17 protein-coding genes are annotated in these 16,122 nt (G+C 64.1%); 10 read left to right on the forward strand and 7 right to left on the reverse strand.

Translation table 11 applies throughout. The features are described 5' to 3' along the window. Positions 1–65 precede the first annotated feature (65 nt). The 7 genes from flhA (at position 66) to K2U94_RS05330 (ending at position 6,890) form a co-directional block, all read left to right on the forward strand. Positions 66–2,153 (forward strand): flagellar biosynthesis protein FlhA, encoded by a 2,088-nt coding sequence (gene flhA / locus K2U94_RS05300; RefSeq protein ID WP_243066215.1) that lies wholly within the window; start codon positions 66–68, stop codon positions 2,151–2,153. Beyond that, the gene (locus tag K2U94_RS05305) at positions 2,150–2,902 is read left to right on the forward strand and encodes a flagellar biosynthetic protein FliR (protein WP_243066216.1); all 753 of its coding nucleotides are present in this window, start codon (positions 2,150–2,152) and stop codon (positions 2,900–2,902) included. Before flhA ends, K2U94_RS05305 begins: the two co-directional genes overlap by 4 nt. Further along, on the forward strand, positions 2,902–3,300 hold the full coding sequence (locus K2U94_RS05310) for a hypothetical protein (RefSeq protein ID WP_243066217.1): 399 nt from the start codon (positions 2,902–2,904) through the stop codon (positions 3,298–3,300). The genes K2U94_RS05305 and K2U94_RS05310 overlap by 1 nt, the downstream gene beginning before the upstream one ends. A 39-nt stretch (positions 3,301–3,339) precedes the next feature. Further along, positions 3,340–3,801, forward strand: coding sequence for a hypothetical protein (locus tag K2U94_RS05315; RefSeq protein WP_243066218.1), 462 nt, complete (start codon positions 3,340–3,342; stop codon positions 3,799–3,801). Positions 3,802–3,820: 19 nt separating this feature from the next. Beyond that, positions 3,821–4,195 (forward strand): flagellar protein FlgN, encoded by a 375-nt coding sequence (locus K2U94_RS05320; protein ID WP_243066219.1) that lies wholly within the window; start codon positions 3,821–3,823, stop codon positions 4,193–4,195. 17 nt (positions 4,196–4,212) lie between these two features. Further along, on the forward strand, positions 4,213–4,665 hold the full coding sequence (locus K2U94_RS05325) for a hypothetical protein (RefSeq protein ID WP_243066220.1): 453 nt from the start codon (positions 4,213–4,215) through the stop codon (positions 4,663–4,665). Between the two features lie 110 nt (positions 4,666–4,775). Then, positions 4,776–6,890 carry a methyl-accepting chemotaxis protein gene (locus tag K2U94_RS05330; RefSeq protein WP_243066221.1) on the forward strand — a complete coding sequence of 705 codons (2,115 nt, stop codon included), beginning with the start codon at positions 4,776–4,778 and terminating at the stop codon, positions 6,888–6,890. Positions 6,891–7,098: 208 nt separating this feature from the next. On the opposite strand, the gene K2U94_RS05335 is transcribed toward K2U94_RS05330, so the two are convergent. The 6 genes from K2U94_RS05335 to motA all read right to left on the reverse strand — a co-directional run bounded on the left by K2U94_RS05335 (position 7,099) and on the right by motA (position 11,985). Then, a complete protein-coding gene (locus K2U94_RS05335) occupies positions 7,099–7,533 on the reverse strand; it encodes a hypothetical protein (RefSeq protein WP_243066222.1) in 435 nt (144 codons plus the stop codon). An 11-nt stretch (positions 7,534–7,544) separates the two neighbouring features. Continuing rightward, positions 7,545–8,624 carry an EscU/YscU/HrcU family type III secretion system export apparatus switch protein gene (locus tag K2U94_RS05340; protein WP_243066223.1) on the reverse strand — a complete coding sequence of 360 codons (1,080 nt, stop codon included), beginning with the start codon at positions 8,622–8,624 and terminating at the stop codon, positions 7,545–7,547. 124 nt (positions 8,625–8,748) lie between these two features. Beyond that, positions 8,749–9,816: a flagellar motor switch protein FliG gene (locus tag K2U94_RS05345; protein WP_243066224.1), complete on the reverse strand. Its 1,068-nt coding sequence runs from the start codon at positions 9,814–9,816 to the stop codon at positions 8,749–8,751. Further along, positions 9,797–10,138 (reverse strand): flagellar motor switch protein FliN, encoded by a 342-nt coding sequence (fliN, locus tag K2U94_RS05350; protein WP_243066225.1) that lies wholly within the window; start codon positions 10,136–10,138, stop codon positions 9,797–9,799. The genes K2U94_RS05345 and fliN overlap by 20 nt, the downstream gene beginning before the upstream one ends. 20 nt (positions 10,139–10,158) lie before the next feature. Then, positions 10,159–11,109, reverse strand: coding sequence for a flagellar motor switch protein FliM (locus tag K2U94_RS05355; RefSeq protein ID WP_243066226.1), 951 nt, complete (start codon positions 11,107–11,109; stop codon positions 10,159–10,161). Between the two features lie 3 nt (positions 11,110–11,112). After that, positions 11,113–11,985: a flagellar motor stator protein MotA gene (gene motA / locus K2U94_RS05360; protein ID WP_243066227.1), complete on the reverse strand. Its 873-nt coding sequence runs from the start codon at positions 11,983–11,985 to the stop codon at positions 11,113–11,115. Positions 11,986–12,233: 248 nt separating this feature from the next. Between motA and flgF the strand changes: the two genes are divergently transcribed. Genes flgF through K2U94_RS05375 form a run of 3 tightly spaced genes read left to right on the forward strand, consistent with a single transcriptional unit; the run spans position 12,234 to position 14,830 of the window. Then, complete coding sequence (gene flgF / locus K2U94_RS05365; protein WP_243066228.1) at positions 12,234–12,959, forward strand: flagellar basal-body rod protein FlgF; 726 nt, start codon at positions 12,234–12,236, stop codon at positions 12,957–12,959. A gap of 15 nt (positions 12,960–12,974) precedes the next feature. Continuing rightward, positions 12,975–14,327, forward strand: coding sequence for a flagellar protein export ATPase FliI (fliI, locus tag K2U94_RS05370; protein ID WP_243066229.1), 1,353 nt, complete (start codon positions 12,975–12,977; stop codon positions 14,325–14,327). Continuing rightward, complete coding sequence (locus tag K2U94_RS05375) at positions 14,324–14,830, forward strand: hypothetical protein (protein ID WP_243066230.1); 507 nt, start codon at positions 14,324–14,326, stop codon at positions 14,828–14,830. The genes fliI and K2U94_RS05375 overlap by 4 nt, the downstream gene beginning before the upstream one ends. A 6-nt stretch (positions 14,831–14,836) precedes the next feature. Here K2U94_RS05375 and K2U94_RS05380 read toward each other — a convergent pair whose 3' ends face one another. After that, positions 14,837–15,982 (reverse strand): protein-glutamate methylesterase/protein-glutamine glutaminase, encoded by a 1,146-nt coding sequence (locus tag K2U94_RS05380; protein ID WP_243066231.1) that lies wholly within the window; start codon positions 15,980–15,982, stop codon positions 14,837–14,839. Between the last annotated feature and the right edge of the window lie 140 nt (positions 15,983–16,122).

Genomic DNA, 16,122 nt, shown 5'->3' on the forward strand with positions numbered 1-16,122 from the left:
CGAGGGGCAGTCTGACGCAAGCTTGCGCCGCCAATCTCCATCGAGACGAAACGGCGGCGCCCATCATGACCAATGCGACTCTCACGCAAGAGAATTCCGGCGAAAAGAGCAGGCGGGATTTCTATTTCGCCTTTGGCGTCATCGGAATTCTCTGCATATTTTTCCTGCCGGTTCCCGCCTTTCTGATCGATTTCGGATTGGCCATTTCGATCGCCTTTTCCGTTCTGATCCTGATGGTGGCCTTGTGGATCGAAAAGCCGCTCGAATTCTCCGCTTTTCCCACCATCCTGCTTGTTGTCACCATGCTGCGGTTGTCGCTCAATATCGCGACGACGCGCCTGATCCTGTCCCATGGCGCCCAGGGCGTGACCGCCGCCGGCTATATCATCGGCGGCTTCGCAAGGCTGGTGATGGGGGGCGATTTCGTCATCGGCCTCGTCGTCTTCATCATTCTCATCACCGTCAATTTCCTCGTCATCACCAAGGGCGCGACCCGCATCGCGGAAGTCGGCGCGCGCTTCACCCTCGACGCCATTCCCGGCAAGCAGATGGCGATCGACGCCGATCTTTCGGCGGGCCTGATCAACGAGAAGGAAGCACAACAGCGCCGCCGCGAGCTGGAGGAGGAAAGCTCGTTTTTCGGCTCGATGGACGGGGCCTCGAAATTCGTCCGCGGCGATGCGATCGCCGGTCTGATCATCCTCGCGGTCAATGTCTTTGGCGGCATCGTGATCGGCGTCACCCGCCATGGACTCGATCTTGGCGCGGCGGCGGACGTCTATACCAAATTGTCGGTTGGCGACGGTCTGGTGTCGCAGGTCCCGGCGCTGATCGTTTCGCTCGCGGCGGGCCTTCTGGTGTCAAAGGGCGGCACCCGCGGCTCGGCAGAGAAGGCGGTGTTCGGTCAGCTCGGCGGCCATCCGCGCGCCCTGTTCGTCGCCAGCGCGTTGCTGTTTTTCCTCGGCCTCATGCCGATGCTGCCGTTTTTCCCATTCGCGACCTTGAGCGGCGTTTTGGCCTTCCTCGGCTATACGATTCCCCGACGACTCGCGGAAGAACGGGCGGCGCAGGAGGCGAGCGAGCGCGTCCGCGAAGAGCAGGCGCGCGCCGAAACGAAGAATTCGGTGAAAGAGTCCTTGCGTACGCACGAGATCGAGCTGGTGCTGGGCAAGCAGCTCGCGGCGCGGCTGCTGGCGTCGCAGAACGAGCTCTCGACCCGCGTCGCGCGGATGCGGCGGAAATTCGCCACCCAATATGGCTTCGTCGTGCCCGAGATCAAAGTGTCGGACAGTCTGTCGGCGCCGCCCAAATCCTATCAGATCAAGATTCACGGCGCCATTGTCGCCCGGCAGGAAGTGCGGATCGGGGAATTGCTCATTATCAACGGCGACGGCAGGCGGCCCGACATCCCCGGCGAGGACACGCGCGAGCCGGCGTTCGGGATGAAGGCCTACAGCATTTCCGAAGCCTATGTCGCGGAGGCGAAACGCGCCGGCTTCAATCCGATCGACAATATGTCGGTGCTCTTGACGCATCTCTCCGAAACCCTGCGCAATAATCTCGCGCAACTTCTGTCCTATAAGGACATGCGGGTTTTGTTCGACCGGCTCGGCCCGGAATATAAAAGGCTGCTCGACGAAATCAGTCCGTCGCTGATTTCCTTTTCCGGGCTGCAGGCGGTGCTTAAACTGCTGCTCGCCGAGCGGATTTCGATCCGCAATCTGCATCTCATTCTGGAAGCGATCGCCGAGATCGCGCCGCATGCGCGGCGCGCGGAGCAGATCGCCGAACATGTGCGCCTGCGCATGGCGCAACAGATCTGCGGCGACCTTGCGCAGGGCGGGGAGCTGAAAATCCTGCGGCTCGGAAACCGCTGGGATCTCGTGTTCCATCAGGCGCTCAAGCGCGACGCCAAAGGCGACGTCGTCGAATTCGATATCGATCCGCGGCTCGTCGAGGAATTCGGCGAGGAGGCGTCGCCGGTCATTCGCAAACATATGGACGCGGGCGAGCATTTCGTCGTCATCGCCACCCCCGAGACGCGGCCCTATGTCCGCATGATGGTCGAGCGCCTGTTTGCAACCCTGCCGGTTCTGTCGCATCTCGAACTGGCGCGCGGCGTCGAGATCCAATCCCTGGGGACGATTTCGTGACCTTTTTCTCGGCCGATCTGGTCGCGACGGCGCTCGTCCTGTTCTGCCGGATCGGCGGATGCCTCATGCTGGCGCCCGGATTTTCGAGCGCGCGCGTGCCGATGCGGGCCAGATTGTTCGTCGCCTTGACTTTGACCTTGTCTTTGACGCCAGCCTTGACTGCGAAAGGCTCCATCGTCTTTCCCAATCTAGGCGCGCTCGCGGGCGATATTTTTTCAGAGCTGTTTCTGGGCGCCATGATCGGCCTGCTTGGGCGGCTTTTCTTTCTGGCGCTTGAGACCTTGATGATGGCCGCGTCGATGCAGATCGGCATGAGCAATCCGCTTGGAGCGCCGATCGACGAAACCGTGGCCCTGCCGCCGATCGCGACGCTGATCACGACGACCGCGACGGCGCTGATCTTCGTCTCCGGCCTTCACTGGGAGCTGATCCGGGGCATTGCCGGCTCTTACGCGGTGATGCCGGTGGGATTTCTGCTACGGCCTGAGGCGGCGATGCATATGGTGGTGAACGATCTCTCCACCGCTTTCGTCGTGGCCTTGCGGGTGTCGAGTCCGTTCATCGTCTATGCGGTGATGGTCAATCTGGCCATTGGCCTCGTAAACCGGTTGACGCCGCAGATTCCCGTTTATTTCGTCTCCGGCCCCTTCGTCGTCGCGGGCGGATTGATCCTGTTCTATTTCATCTCCGGCGCGATGGTTGCGGCCTTCATGTCGGCATTCGGGGACTGGGCGGTGCGAGGCAATTGATGCGTGACAGAAAGAAGGCTCTCGAGCGGCTGCTCGCGGTGAAAACCAAGATGCGCGAATTGGAGGAGGCCCGCCTCGCCGAAATCGAACGAATGAAACGGCAGGCGCAGGAAGACCGGCGCGCGATGCTGGGCTTTCTCGATCGCGCGGAGGCCAAGGATGCGCTTCTGCTTGGGCTCGCCTGCCGGCGGGTCGCCGCCGCCGAGCGCGGCGCGGCGGCGCTCGAAGCGCAGGCCGATGCGCAACGGGAAATCGTTCTGCGCCGGACAGCGCAAAGACGCGGCGTCGAGAAATTGCTGAGAGAAGCCGGCGACGCCCTGGAACGCGAGGAGGAAAAGCGCAGGCTGCTCGAGCTCGGCGAGCGCCTCGCCAAGGCGCCGCCGACAAGCCTGCCGTAAGCCAGGTCGAGTAGCTTTCCCAGGCTATGGGAGCCGCATATGGCCATTTCTCCACCATCCGACCTCATTATCGACGTGGCGCGCGCCGCCGATCCCCAGAAAGCCATGGCGACGACCCGGATGCTCGCTGCGGCCACGGGCGATGTTTCGACCGGCTTTTCCGCTGCGCTCGATCAGCTTCCCGCGCGCCCGGCGGCTCCTTTGCGCGACCTGTCCTATCAGAACCCCGTTGCGTCGCTGATGGCGAAACAGACGCCCGCGCACAAGGCGGAGGTCGGTCTTGCCAGCCTGCTGCTGAAAAACATGATCGACCAGATGCTGCCCAAGGATGCCGGCGATGTTTTCGGAACGGGCGTCGCCGGCGACGTCTGGAAATCGTTTCTTTCCGAAAAGATCGCCGAGCAGATTGCGAAATCGGGCGAGCTGAAAATAGGAGAGCGGCTCTTCGCCACCCATCAGAACCTTTTGAAATCGAAGAAAAATACGGTGACCGGCGCATAGAGCGCCCGAGGCGAGGCCCATGACCATTCATCGAAATTTGCGTTTTGCGGCGAACGCCGCTCCGGCGCTCTATGACGCGCTCGACCGCATGGAGGCGGCGATCGAGCAGGAGACCGCGATCTTGCGTGAAAATGGGGCCACGGAATTGACGGATTTCAATCATCGCAAGCGTCAGGGCCTTCTCGAAATCAATCGCATCCTGCGCAATTTCGACGCCGCCGATCTTGCGGGCGTCGACCGGACGCGCGTCCTCCGCCTGGTCGGCAAGCTCGAAGAGAATCAAAGGATGCTCGCGCATCATCTGAAGGCGGTCGATTCGATCGCCGCGCTGCTGACGCGCGCGATGCAGGACGCGGAGTCGGACGGCACCTACGGCCGCGGGGGCGCTCCTTAGATCGGGGCGAAGAAGCGATGGTCAAATTGTTGATCCTGGCGCTTTGGGTGAGCGCGATTACGGCCTTTTCCAGCTACGAGGCGGGCCAATGGCGCGTCGCGCGCGCGACCGCCGCGCATGACGAAGCGACCGAGCACAATTACGAATATCGCAAATCGCGGGTGATCAACGTGCCGGTGATCGCGGATGGCGCGCTGCTGGGCTATGTCATCGTCCAGTTTCTTTACGCGATCGACGCCAGGCAGGCGGAAAGGCTCAATGTCAATCCCGAGGCCTTCGTCCTCGACTACGCCTTCCGCACCATCTATGGCGATCCGAGCCTCGATTTCCGCCATCTCGACAAATATGACATCAACGCCCTCACCAGCCAGATCCGGACGGTGGTGAATGAAAAGCTCGGCAAGGGCCTTATCAAGGAGGTTCTCGTGCAGGACTTCGCCTACATGCCGAAGGATCAGATGCCGCAATAGCGAAATCGAAGGGCAAGGTCGGGACAAGCCGCGCCCGCCACAATGTCGAATCTGTCAACCGGCGCTCGTCCGACTTCGGGTCGGCGCCTTCAGCCGATGGTGCGGAAAAGATGGGACTGAATCCCTTGAGGAAGGCGCGCGCGAACGTTACGGACGGCGCGGGCGTTTATGAGGCGCTGAGCGCGGCGATCGCGCCGCGGATCGAGGAAATCTTCGACGCCTTCTACGCCGAATTCGCGGCTGATCCGGACAAGTCCGCGCTGCTGCGCGATCCCCAGACGGCGCGGCGGGCGCGGGACGCCAATCTCGAACACTGGAAATATCTGCTGGCCAATCCGCCCGGCGCGGAGCTGAAGAAAAGGGCGCGGCGGATCGGCGAAACCCATGTGCGGTTGAAGCTTTCTCCGGAAATCTATCTCGGCGCCTATGGCTATTTCTTCAAGCGCTTCCTGCGCGTGATTCTCGCCCGGCGCGGCCGCGAGGCCGAGATTGTCGAGGCCCTGACCGAATCGGTGTTCACGGACATGGGCGCCAATCTGAACGCCTTTTTCGCAGGCACGGAAAGGGCGGCGCGCGAACTCGAAGCGCTCGATCTGAAAAACGCGATCGAGGCGGAAATGGAGTCCTCGAACGAGGTCGCCGCCCGCCAGTCCGAGTCCTTGCGGGCGATCGTGAACGATCTCGAAAAATTGCTGACCGAATTGCGCGGCGGCGTTTCGCTGGTCAAGGACGGCGTCGAAACCACCTCCCAATCCATGGGGGCGGTCGCGGCGGCGGTCGAGGAATTGCAGGCGTCGAGCCAGGAGGTCGGGCGCCAGGCCAATGAGACGGATACTCTGGTGAACGACGCCGTCGGACGTGCGGATGAAGCGGAGCGGCGCTTCGCGGCTTTGTCGGCTTCCGCCGCGCGGGTGGCCGAGATCGTGGGGTTGATCGCCGGCGTCTCCAACCAGACCAGCCTGCTCGCGCTCAATGCGACGATCGAGGCGGCGCGCGCCGGGGAGAACGGCCGCGGATTCGCCGTGGTCGCCAATGAGGTGAAGCTCCTGTCCCAGCGCACCAACGCCGCGACGCGGGAAATTTCCGGCCAGATCGCAGAAATCGAAGCCGCGATGAAATCGGCGGTCGGCGCGATGAAGGACATGCGGGAACTGATCAGCCAGATCAGCCTGATCGCCTCCGCCGTAGCCCATAGTTCGGGCCAGCAGGTCGAGGCGGTCGGGCAGATCGGACATAGCGCTCATGCGGCGGCGGCAGGCGCGGCGCAACTTGGCGGCAGCGTCGAAATGTTCACCGGCGCCGTGGGCGAGGTCGATATTGCGGCGGCGAAGGTTTCCGATCAGTCGCGCCAGGTCGGCACCCTGTTCGAGCGCCTTTCGACCCGTCTGGTCGTCGTGGTGAAAAGCTTCGCCGATGTGGATGGCCGCAAATATCCGCGCTCACCCGCGCTCGTACCCGTGGAGCTTGTCCGGAACGGGCGGCGCATGGCCGGAGAAATCGTGGAAATATCCGTGGGCGGGGCGACTGTCTCGGGCCTTCCCGATCTCTTGGAGCCCGGGCTGATCGTAGAGGCCGAACTGAAGGCCGTCGGCCCGTTGCGCGCGCGTGTCGCGCCGCCGTCGGACCACGGCCAGAGGCTCCAGTTCGTGGAAATCCCGGACCAGACCTCGGCAGCGCTGAAGGCGTTGATGGAGCGGCTCTTGGCGAAGGAGGAAAAGTTGCGCGAAATCGTGGTCGCGCGGTCGAAAATGGTCGCGGAGCTGTTCGAGCGCGCCGTCGCCAATGGCGAGATCACGGAAGCGGCCTTGTTCGACGCAAATTACGTTCCGATCCCGGACACCAATCCACGGCAATACCGCAATCAGACGCTGGAGTTTCTCGAACGCCATTTGCCGGAAATTCAGGAGCCGATCCTCGAACTCGATCCGGCAGTGGTGTTTTCGGCCGCCGTCGATCGCAACGGCTACCTGCCGGTGCACAACAGGAAATATTCCGCGCCACAGGGCCCGGACCCAGTGTGGAACAACGCCAATTCGCGCAACCGCCGGATATTCGACGACATGACCGGAATGACGGCGGCGCGCAACACCAGTCCCGTGCTGAGCCAGACCTATCCGCGTGATCTCGGCGGCGGCCGCGTCGCTCTGATCAAGGACATTTCCGCGCCGATCTATGTCAATCGCAAGCATTGGGGCGGGTTGCGGATGGGCGCGAAGATCGCCTGAGCCGCGCGGAGGTCGCGGAAAGGAAAAACGTCTCAAAGCGACGGCCAAGTTTCGCTTCGCTGCGGTCATGAGCCACACTCGGCCGCGGCGCGGGCGCTCTCCCCAATTAGGGGGAAGGATCATCAAAAGCGCAGAGGCTTCTCCCTCCCCCTTGCGGGGCGGCGACGCCAGGAGACTGAGCGCGCGGCCGGGCTGCGTTTTTGATGTCTCAGCGCGGAGCGCCGCCGCGTGGCGGCGCGATTCTGGCGTCGGCGACGGCGCTGGCGAGGCGCTCGCAGGGACGCTCGTCGCCGTCCGGTTCGTCGAAGACCATCTGCTGGAGATCGACGCCGGCGTAGGCGGAATCGAGGCGCAAGGCAAAAAAGGCGGTCACGCCGCGCCAGGAAAACTCCATGTTGAGAGAGATCGCCGGCGGCGTCTCCCACAAAAGGTCGAGATCCGCCGACCAGGCGTAGCGCAGCGCGCCTTGCTTGAAGTAGAGCTCCGACGCTGAATTAACCAAATCTTCGAGCGTCGCGACGCGTTCGCCGCGAATGTAGCCGATCAAGTCGGCGACATTGATCAGCCGAAGTTCGCTCGCGACGTCCGCGAGATTCTCGGCGAGGATGCGCTCGCAGGCGAAGGCGGCTTCGGCGTTGGACATGACGGTCGCCCTCACGGGTTGCGGCGGCCGGAGCCGCGCGTGTTCAGGAAATGAATGATTTCCGCGATCGCGCGATAGAATTCCGCTGGAATCATCATGTCCACCTCGACACGATCATACATCGACCTTGCCAGGGCCTTGTCCTCGATGACCGGTATGGCGTTCGCTTCGGCGATTTCGCGAATCTTGAGCGCGATGAGGTCCTGGCCCTTGGCGACGACCTTCGGCGCGCCGCCTTCGTCGCGGACATAGCGCAAGGCGATGGCGTAATGGGTCGGATTGGCGACGACGAGCGTCGCGCTCGGCACCGCGCTCATCATGCGCTTGCGCGATCGCTCGAGCGCGACGGATCGCAGGCGGGCCTTGACCATCGGGTCGCCGAGCATTTGCTTCTGCTCTTCCTTCACTTCCTGGCGGGTCATGCGCAAATCGCGGCGCCAGTGAATCCGCGACCACACGAGATCGGCGGCAGCGAGCGCGCCGGCGGCGGCGGCGACGCTCGCGAACAGGCCGCGGACGACGTCGAGCAGATGGTCGGCTAGTTCGGCGGGATCGGAGAAGATCGATTTGAAGGCGCCTCCGATCTCGCCTTTCACGATGATGGTGACGACGAGGCCGACGGCAAAGAGTTTCAACAGGCTCTTGCCGAATTCGGTTGCGCCGCGCAGGCTGAAAATGCGGCCCCAGCCCGAGCGGGGTGAGACGCGATCCCACTTGGGCGCAATGCGTTCGCCGATCAGGCGCGGCGGATTCTGGGCCACAGCGGCGACCACGCCGGCGACGATCAGCAGGATCAATGCGGGGGCGACAAAGGCGCCCGAATCCTCGACGACGGCGCCGAGGAGCAGCGTCGCGTTGCGGCCCTGGCCGAGCTGGTATTGGCCGCTCTGGTCGAGGAGGTTCTGCAAGGCGGCGATGAGACGCACGGCGCCGTCGCGCAGGAAAAAGGAAAGGAAGAGCAGGGAAGCGAGCAGGCTCGCGAACAAAGCGGCCTCGCGCGAAAATGGCGTGTCGCCCTTTTCGATCGAATCGTGAAGTTTTTTCTCGGTCGCTTCCTCGGTCTGACTTTCCTTGTCGGGCGCGTCGCTCATGCCCGGCGGGCCTCATAGGAACTCCGCTGGCGCGAAATTTCGCCGATGACGAAAAGGGGCTTCGCGCCATGGCGTTTCCTTGGATTGCGAAGCAATCCTGCCGAAACCGCAATGCTCCGGCGCGTCATTCGAACAAGGCGTCCGACTCGCCCGATCCATGGATTTCGATTTCGTTGCGCTCCGCCATTTCGAGCACCGTGTCGGCGATCGCGCGGCGTGCTTTCATCACCTCGCGCTGCTGCGCGGGGCCGCCGGTGTTGAGTTCGTTTTCGACCATGCGGCGTGCGCGGGCGGCCATCGACGACAGGATGAGTTCGCGGAACGTCGGGTCGGTGCCCCTGAGGGCGAGGACGACGCGGTCGGCCGGCACGCGGTCGAACACGGTGGTGCGCGCCTTGAGGGAAAGCTTGGCGATGTCCTCGAAGGTGAAGAGCAGGCCGCGCAGGGTTTCCGCGTCCTTGGGGCGATCCTCGGCGAGCGACTGCAACACGTCCTCGATCTGCTCGCGCTCCATTTTGTTGATGATTTCGGCGATCTTGGAATGGGTGTCGGCGCCGGTGTTGCGGGCGACATTCAGCAGGAGATCTTCGTGCAATGTGCGTTCGAGCAGGCGCATCATCGGATCCATCACCGGGCGCGGCGACAGCATCCGGCGCATCAGGCTGTTGCGGATCTCGCGCGGCGTCTGGGCGAGGATTTTCGCCGCCGCGCCCGACGAGAGTTTGGAAAGTACGAAGGCGAAGGTCTGGGGGTGTTCCTTGACGAGATAGGACGCCAGCGCCCCCTCGGGCGCGGCCGAGAGCCGGTCCCACATCGCCTTGTTGGAATTGCCGAGCACGTCGGAAAGGATTTCCGCCGCCTCTTCCGGCGGCAGGGCGCCGGCGAGAAGATTTTCCGCTTCGCCCGCCGAGCCCAGCAATTCGGCGCCCGAGGAGAATTGCTCCTCGAAATCCGCGATCAGCCTTTCGATCGTCACCGGATTGACAGAGCCGAGTTCGGAAGCCGCCCGCGTGACTTGGCGCAGTTCGAGCGAATCGAGGCGTTTCAGCAGGCGTCCGGCGATCGGCTTGTCGAGGGCGAGCAGGAGGGCGGCGACCTTTTCGGCTCCGAACAGCGGCCGCGCCACGGCATGGGAGCGCGCGGCGTGCTGGCCGCCGAGATGGCTCGAATCCTCAGACGAAGGCGTCGGCATCGGCGGATCCCACGATCTCTGTGAGGGAGACGCCGAAGCGCGAATTGTCCTCGTCCACCACCACGACCTCGCCGCGGGCCACGACGCGGCCGTTGACGACGACATTCACCGGTTCGCCGACGCGCTGGTCGAGCGCGACCACGGCGCCGCGCCCAAGTTTCATCAGATGCGCGACCGGCATGCGCGCCGAGCCGAGCACCACTTGCACGGTGACCGGAATCCGCAAGATGGCGTCGTGCTTGCGCAACCCGGCGTCGGCGGCGTCGTCGCCGCCTTCCGGCGCGGCGGCCGCCGTGTGCAACAGTTCTTCGGCTTCAGCCATGTCGTCCTCTCGTGCAGGATTCAATTTTGTTCGGCGGCGCCGGCGAGTTCCAGGAATCGCGCGAGCGGCATTTCCTCATTGTCCACGCGCTCCGCCACTTTCAGTGTGTAATGGCCTTTGCCTTGGCCGAGTTCGCACCAGAACAGGGGCTGGCCCTTGCAGTCGAGGCGGATCTTGGTGTCGACGGAGGCTTTGAGCGGGAGAATGTGGCCGACGCGCCAGCCGGAAATTTCGCCAAGCGTGAGTTCATTTTCGTCGAGAATCGCGAAAGCCGAGACTTCCGCCTTTTCGATTCCCGCCCGCATCATCTTCTGCCAGCGCGGGTCGCTCGCCGAACCGTCGCTCGACAAGTCGCGCGACAATTGCTGGCGGATGGGCGTGAGCGCGGGCTGGGGAATGACCACGAACATCTGGCCGCCGATATCCATGGCCTGGATCAGGATCTTGGCGATCACCCCGAGCACGTTGCGGCGTCCCATGACGGTGAAGTCCATCCGCGTCTCGACCCGTTCGAGCCGGAATTTGGTGGCGATGATCGGCCCGAAAGCGGAATGAAGCGCTTCGGCGGCAATTTCGAAGACCGTCTGCGCGACGCGGGTTTCGAGCGTCGAGAAATTGCGGTCGTCGTCGTAGGGCGGCTCCTTGCTGTCGCCGCCGAGCAGGACCTCCATCAGCGAGAAGATGCAGCGCCGGTCGAGGCCGACGAGAATGCGGGCGTCGAGCTCCGGCGAATAGAGAATCGCGGCCACGCTGCCGTCATAGGCGTCGAGCGCGTCCCACACATGGTCGGTCGCGATCGAATTCACGAAGCAGGTCAGGATCGCCGGCGAATAGGGGCGCAAGCCCTCCGCGCAGGCGGTCGCAAGCCGATCGAAGATCAGCGTGAGCATCGGCAGGCGCTCGACGCTCAGGCCCGGATTGTCGAGCAGTCTTTCGGCGGCGGGCGCCGCGGATTCGGTCTTGGCGTCCATGGGCTAGGCCGCCTGCCTATCGGCGCCGCCGGAAGTGGTTTCGTTCTCCACTTCGTCGATGGTCGGGCGCTCTTTGGCGGGAATGGTCTTGCGGCCGAATTCGACGGCGATCTGCGGCATCGCGCCGTTCATATAGGCGAGCAGCGTCTGTTTCACGAGAATGAACAGGCGCAGCTGCTTGTTGCGCGTGGCCTTGATGAGCAGCGCCACCGGCGCGACAATGCCATAGGAGGCGAAAATGCCGGAAAAGGTGCCAACCAGCGCCGCGCCGATGAGCCCGCCGAGCACTTCAGGCCCCTGGTCGAGCGCGCCCATGGCGTGGATGATGCCGAGCACCGCGGCCACGATGCCCAGCGCCGGAAAGCCGTCGGCCACCGTGGTCAGAGCGTTGTACGGCTTCAGCTTGTCATAGGTGATGGTCTGGATTTCCTCGTCCATCAGCGCCTCGATCTCATAGGAGCGTGCGGAGCCGATGATGATCAGCCGGCAATAGTCGCAGACGAATCCGAGGAGCAGCTTGTTGGCGAGCACCTTGGGATGGGCGCGGAAAATTTCGGATTCGCCGGGATTGTCGATATGGCCTTCGACCTCGCCGCGCGACTTGCCGCGCATTTCGCGCATCAGCGCGTGAAGAAGCGACAGAAGATCGAGAAAATCCTTCTGTTTCGGGCCCTTGCCGGCGATGGCCTCTACGATCGCGGAGCCGGAATCCTTGATCACCGGCACGGGATTGGCGACGACGAAAATGCCGAGCGCGGCGCCGCCGAGAATGAGGAACTCGAAGGGCTGGAGCAGGGTGTGGAGATGGCCGCCGAGCGCCGCATAGCCGCCCAGCATGCAGCCGAAGGAAATGACAAGGCCGACGACGAAATTCAAGGCCGCGCTCCGCTTGGTTGGACCGCGCCCATTAGGCTCATTCGGGCTTGCGCGAGGCTTAAACCGCGGAAGCAGGATCTGCGAAAAACGCTCGCCGGCCTTCAGACGAAAATCCAGCCAAAACAAGAGAAACCCAGCGGGACTTCATCGGCGGGCCGGCGACGTCCCTGGCAGGTCAGCCTGGAGCAAGCGCCCTTGGGTGTGATGTGGCCGGCTGCGCGGCTGGCGCGCAGGTCACGGACGCCCCGATGCAATCGAGTATCTATGTCGCGCTCTCGGGTCAGGTCGCCTTGCAGAAGCGGCTCGACACGATCGCCAACAACATCGCCAACATGAATACGGCCGGCTATCGCGCCGAGGAGGTGACCTTTTCCACCGTGCTCTCGCGCGCGGGGGCGGAGCCCACCGCTTTCGCGACGAGCGGCGAGAGCTATATTTCGCGCCAGGGCGGGGAGCTGATTTCGACAGGCAATCCGCTCGACATCGCGGTGCAGGGCGAGGGATGGTTCGCGCTGCGGACGCCGGACGGCGTCGTCTATACCCGCGACGGCCGCCTGCACATGGACGAAGGCGGGACGTTGCGCAGCGTCGACAATTATCCGATTCTCGACGCCGGCGGCGCCTCCATCATGCTCGATCCATCGGGCGGGGCGCCGACAATTTCCCAGGACGGGATGATCAGCCAGAACGGCGCCCAGATTGGCGCCGTGGGCCTGTTCTCCATCGATCCCGCGGCGCGGCTGAGTCGCTACGAGAATTCTTCCGTCAGGCCTGACATTCCCGCGACGCCGGTGCTGGATTTCACCAACAATGGCGTGGCCCAGGGCATGACCGAAGGCTCGAATGTCAATCCGGTGCTGGAAATGACCCGGATGATCGACGTTTCTCGGGCCTTCGACAGTTCGGCCAATGCGACCCAATCGACCGAAAATTCGTTCCTCGACGCCATCAAAACGCTTGGGGCGACCTCGTGACGGCGGAAGCCTGAAATGCAGGCGCTGGAGCAATTGCTGCGCGAGGTCCAGGAGGCCGAATTACGGCTCGATCCGGTGCGCGTCGGCGGAACCATCACCGAGGTCGGGCCCTCGGCCTATCGCGTCGCGGGCCTGTCGCGGCTCTTGAAACTCGGCGACGTCGTCTGCATCGACGGCGACGCGCGGGGCGCGCCCGGCGAGGTTGTGCGCATCGACGCGCAGGCCGTGACGGTGAAGAGTTTCGACTCCCGGGTTCAGGCCGGCGTCGGCCATCTCGCCTTCCGCTCGCGGCCGATGCGGCTCAAGCCGCATCGCTCCTGGAAGGGGCGGGTGCTCAATGCGCTCGGCCGGCCGGTCGACGGGCTTGGGCCGTTGCTCGAAGGCCCGCGCTCCGTGCCGATCGACGCCGAGCCGCCCGCCGCGATGCGGCGCGAAAGGGTGCGCCGCCCGGTCAAGAGCGGCATTCGTGTCGTGGATTTCTTCACCCCGATTTGCGCCGGTCAGCGCATCGGCATTTTCGCGGGATCGGGCGTCGGCAAATCGACCGTTCTCGCCATGCTGGCGGGCTCGCCCGGCTTCGACAGCGTGGTGATCGCGCTCGTCGGGGAGCGCGGACGCGAGGTGCGCGAATTTCTCGACGACGCTCTCGGCGAGAATCGCAAGCTGGCGATCACCGTGGTCGCCACTGGCGACGAGAGCGCGATGATGCGCCGGCTTGCGCCGAAAACCGCGATGAGCATCGCCGAATATCTGCGCGACCAGGGCGAGTCGGTTCTGCTCATCGTCGATTCGATCACACGCTTCGCCCATGCCGCGCGCGACGTGGCGCTCGCCGCCGGCGAGCCGGCGGTGGCGCGCGGCTATGCGCCGAGCGTTTTTTCCGAACTGCCGAAGCTTTTGGAGCGCGCAGGGCCCGGGGAGGCTGGGGGCGGCTCGATCACCGGCGTGTTTTCGGTGCTCGTCGATGGCGACGACCACAATGATCCGGTCGCCGACAATATTCGCGGCGCGCTCGACGGCCATATCGTGCTCGATCGCGCCATCGCCGACCAGGGGCGCTATCCGGCGGTCAATGTGCTGTCCTCGGTGTCGCGGCTGGCGCATCATGTCTGGACCAAGGAGCAGCGGACGCTGGTGATGAAATTGCGCGCGATGATCGCGCGTTATGAATCCTCGCGCGACCTGCGCCTCATGGGCGGCTATCACGCCGGCGCCGATCCACTGATGGATCAGGCCGTGATTTTCGTTCCCAAAATCTACGAGGCCATGGGGCAGTCGCTCGATGACCAGCCGAGCGCGGACGCCTTTCGCGAGCTTGCCGACACCCTGCAGGGCGACAAAGGCGCCGAACCGGGGAGGAAGGAATGAACGACCTCGCGCTGAAGTCGGTCGGTCTCGCCTGCGCGGCGGGATCGGTCTGGTTCGCGGTCTTCATGTTCAACCATCAGGAAGGCGGGCCGCGAATCTACGCCATGAAGGATTTCGCGATCTTCGCCCAGCCCAACCGCGTCAAGGCGGTCGAGGCCGCGGTGCGGGCCGCGGCGGCCGAGGACCGGACGCGCAAGGCCCACAGATCGATCACGATCGACATGACGCCGGTCGGCGCCGTGCCAGCGCGCTCCGAGGCGAAGGATCCGCCCGAGCGTCACAAGGTCCGCATCGTCGAGCTCAACGACGACAATGCTTTGCTTGAAAGCGACAGCGGGTTTCGCCGGGTTCGGGTCGGCGACGAAAGTCCGGAAATCGGCCGGATCATCGCCATACGCAGCATGGGCGACTATTGGGTGGTGGTGGCGAGCCAGCGCTCCCTGGCCCAGGTTGCGCCCGAGATCGGGCCGGACAGCGCGGGCGGAGAGGTGGAGAGGCCGTGACGCCCCTCAAGCCGAAAGTCCGACCAGGGCGTTGATCCGCCTGCCAATGTCGCCTACGGCGAGAATTTCGTCGGCGCCGCCGCATTCGGCGACGGCCCGAGGCATGCCCCAGACGGCGGAGGAAGCCTGGTCCTGCGCGATCACGTGGGCGCCGGCCTCCTTGAGCTTCAAGAATCCCCTGGCGCCGTCATTGCCCATGCCGGTGAGCATGATCGCCAGCACATTGCCGCCATAACCCGCGGCGACGCTGTCCGCGAGTACGTCGACGCTCGGCTTGTAAAGGCTTTCGCCCTGGTCGGCGGAAATTTTCGTGCGGCCGCTGGCGACGCGGAACTGCATGCCGCCAGGGCCGACATAAACGCCGCCCGGCGCGAGCGCCATCTCGTCCGAGGCCTCGACGATTTTCAGCGCGCAATGTTCGGCGAGCCATTTCGACATGGCGGATGTGAATTGCGGCGGCATGTGCTGGGCGACGACGATCGGCGCCGGAAAATGCGCGGGCAGACGTTCGAGCACCTGCAGCAAGGCCCGCGGGCCGCCGGTGCTGCTGCCGATGACGACGATGCGCGGCCGCAACTGGCCGACGCGCGGTTTGCGCGCGGCGAGCGGCGCCCGCGGCGCCGCGACCGCCACCGTCGGCGCCAGACGCGCCCGCGCCGCCCCGACGACTGCGAATAATTTTTCGTGCAGATTCTCGAAGCCGCCCTTCTTGGGGATGAAGTCCATCGCGCCATATTGCAGCGCCTGGATCGTCGTCTTGGCGCCGGCCTCGGTCTGGGCGCTGACCATGATGACGGGAATCGAGGTTTGCGCGAGGATCTGGCGTAGCGCCTCGATTCCATTCATTTCGGGCATTTCGACGTCCATGGTGATGACGTCGGGCCGGAGCTCCAGCGCCTTGGCGACGCCCTCGCGGCCGTTCGTCGCCGCGCCGATGACCTGGAATCGGGCCTCGCGCTGGATATGGCGCGTGATCGCGCTGCGCATGAAGCTGGAATCGTCGACGACGAGAACGCGAATCGGCGAAATCGCGGGCTTTCGGGTCAGCATTTTGGAAACCCGCTCCTGTTCGAAAGTGCGCCCGCGTCGGTGCGGGCCGGTCAAGGTCGTGCCGGGCTGCGGGCTGCAAAGCCGGCGCTCGATCGCCGGCAAAGGATGCCGCCTGTTCGTTAAAAAAGCACAACTTAGAATTGTATATCTCCGAAAGAACGAAAAATTTCAGCGACGTCCGGATAAGGCGGCGTGTCGGGCTGGGTTGTAACCATTTTTTATCGTGTTGCGCGCAATAACCA

Origin of the sequence: Candidatus Rhodoblastus alkanivorans (genome assembly GCF_022760755.1) — a bacterium.
GTDB classification, from domain to species: Bacteria; Pseudomonadota; Alphaproteobacteria; order Rhizobiales; family Beijerinckiaceae; genus Rhodoblastus; species Rhodoblastus alkanivorans.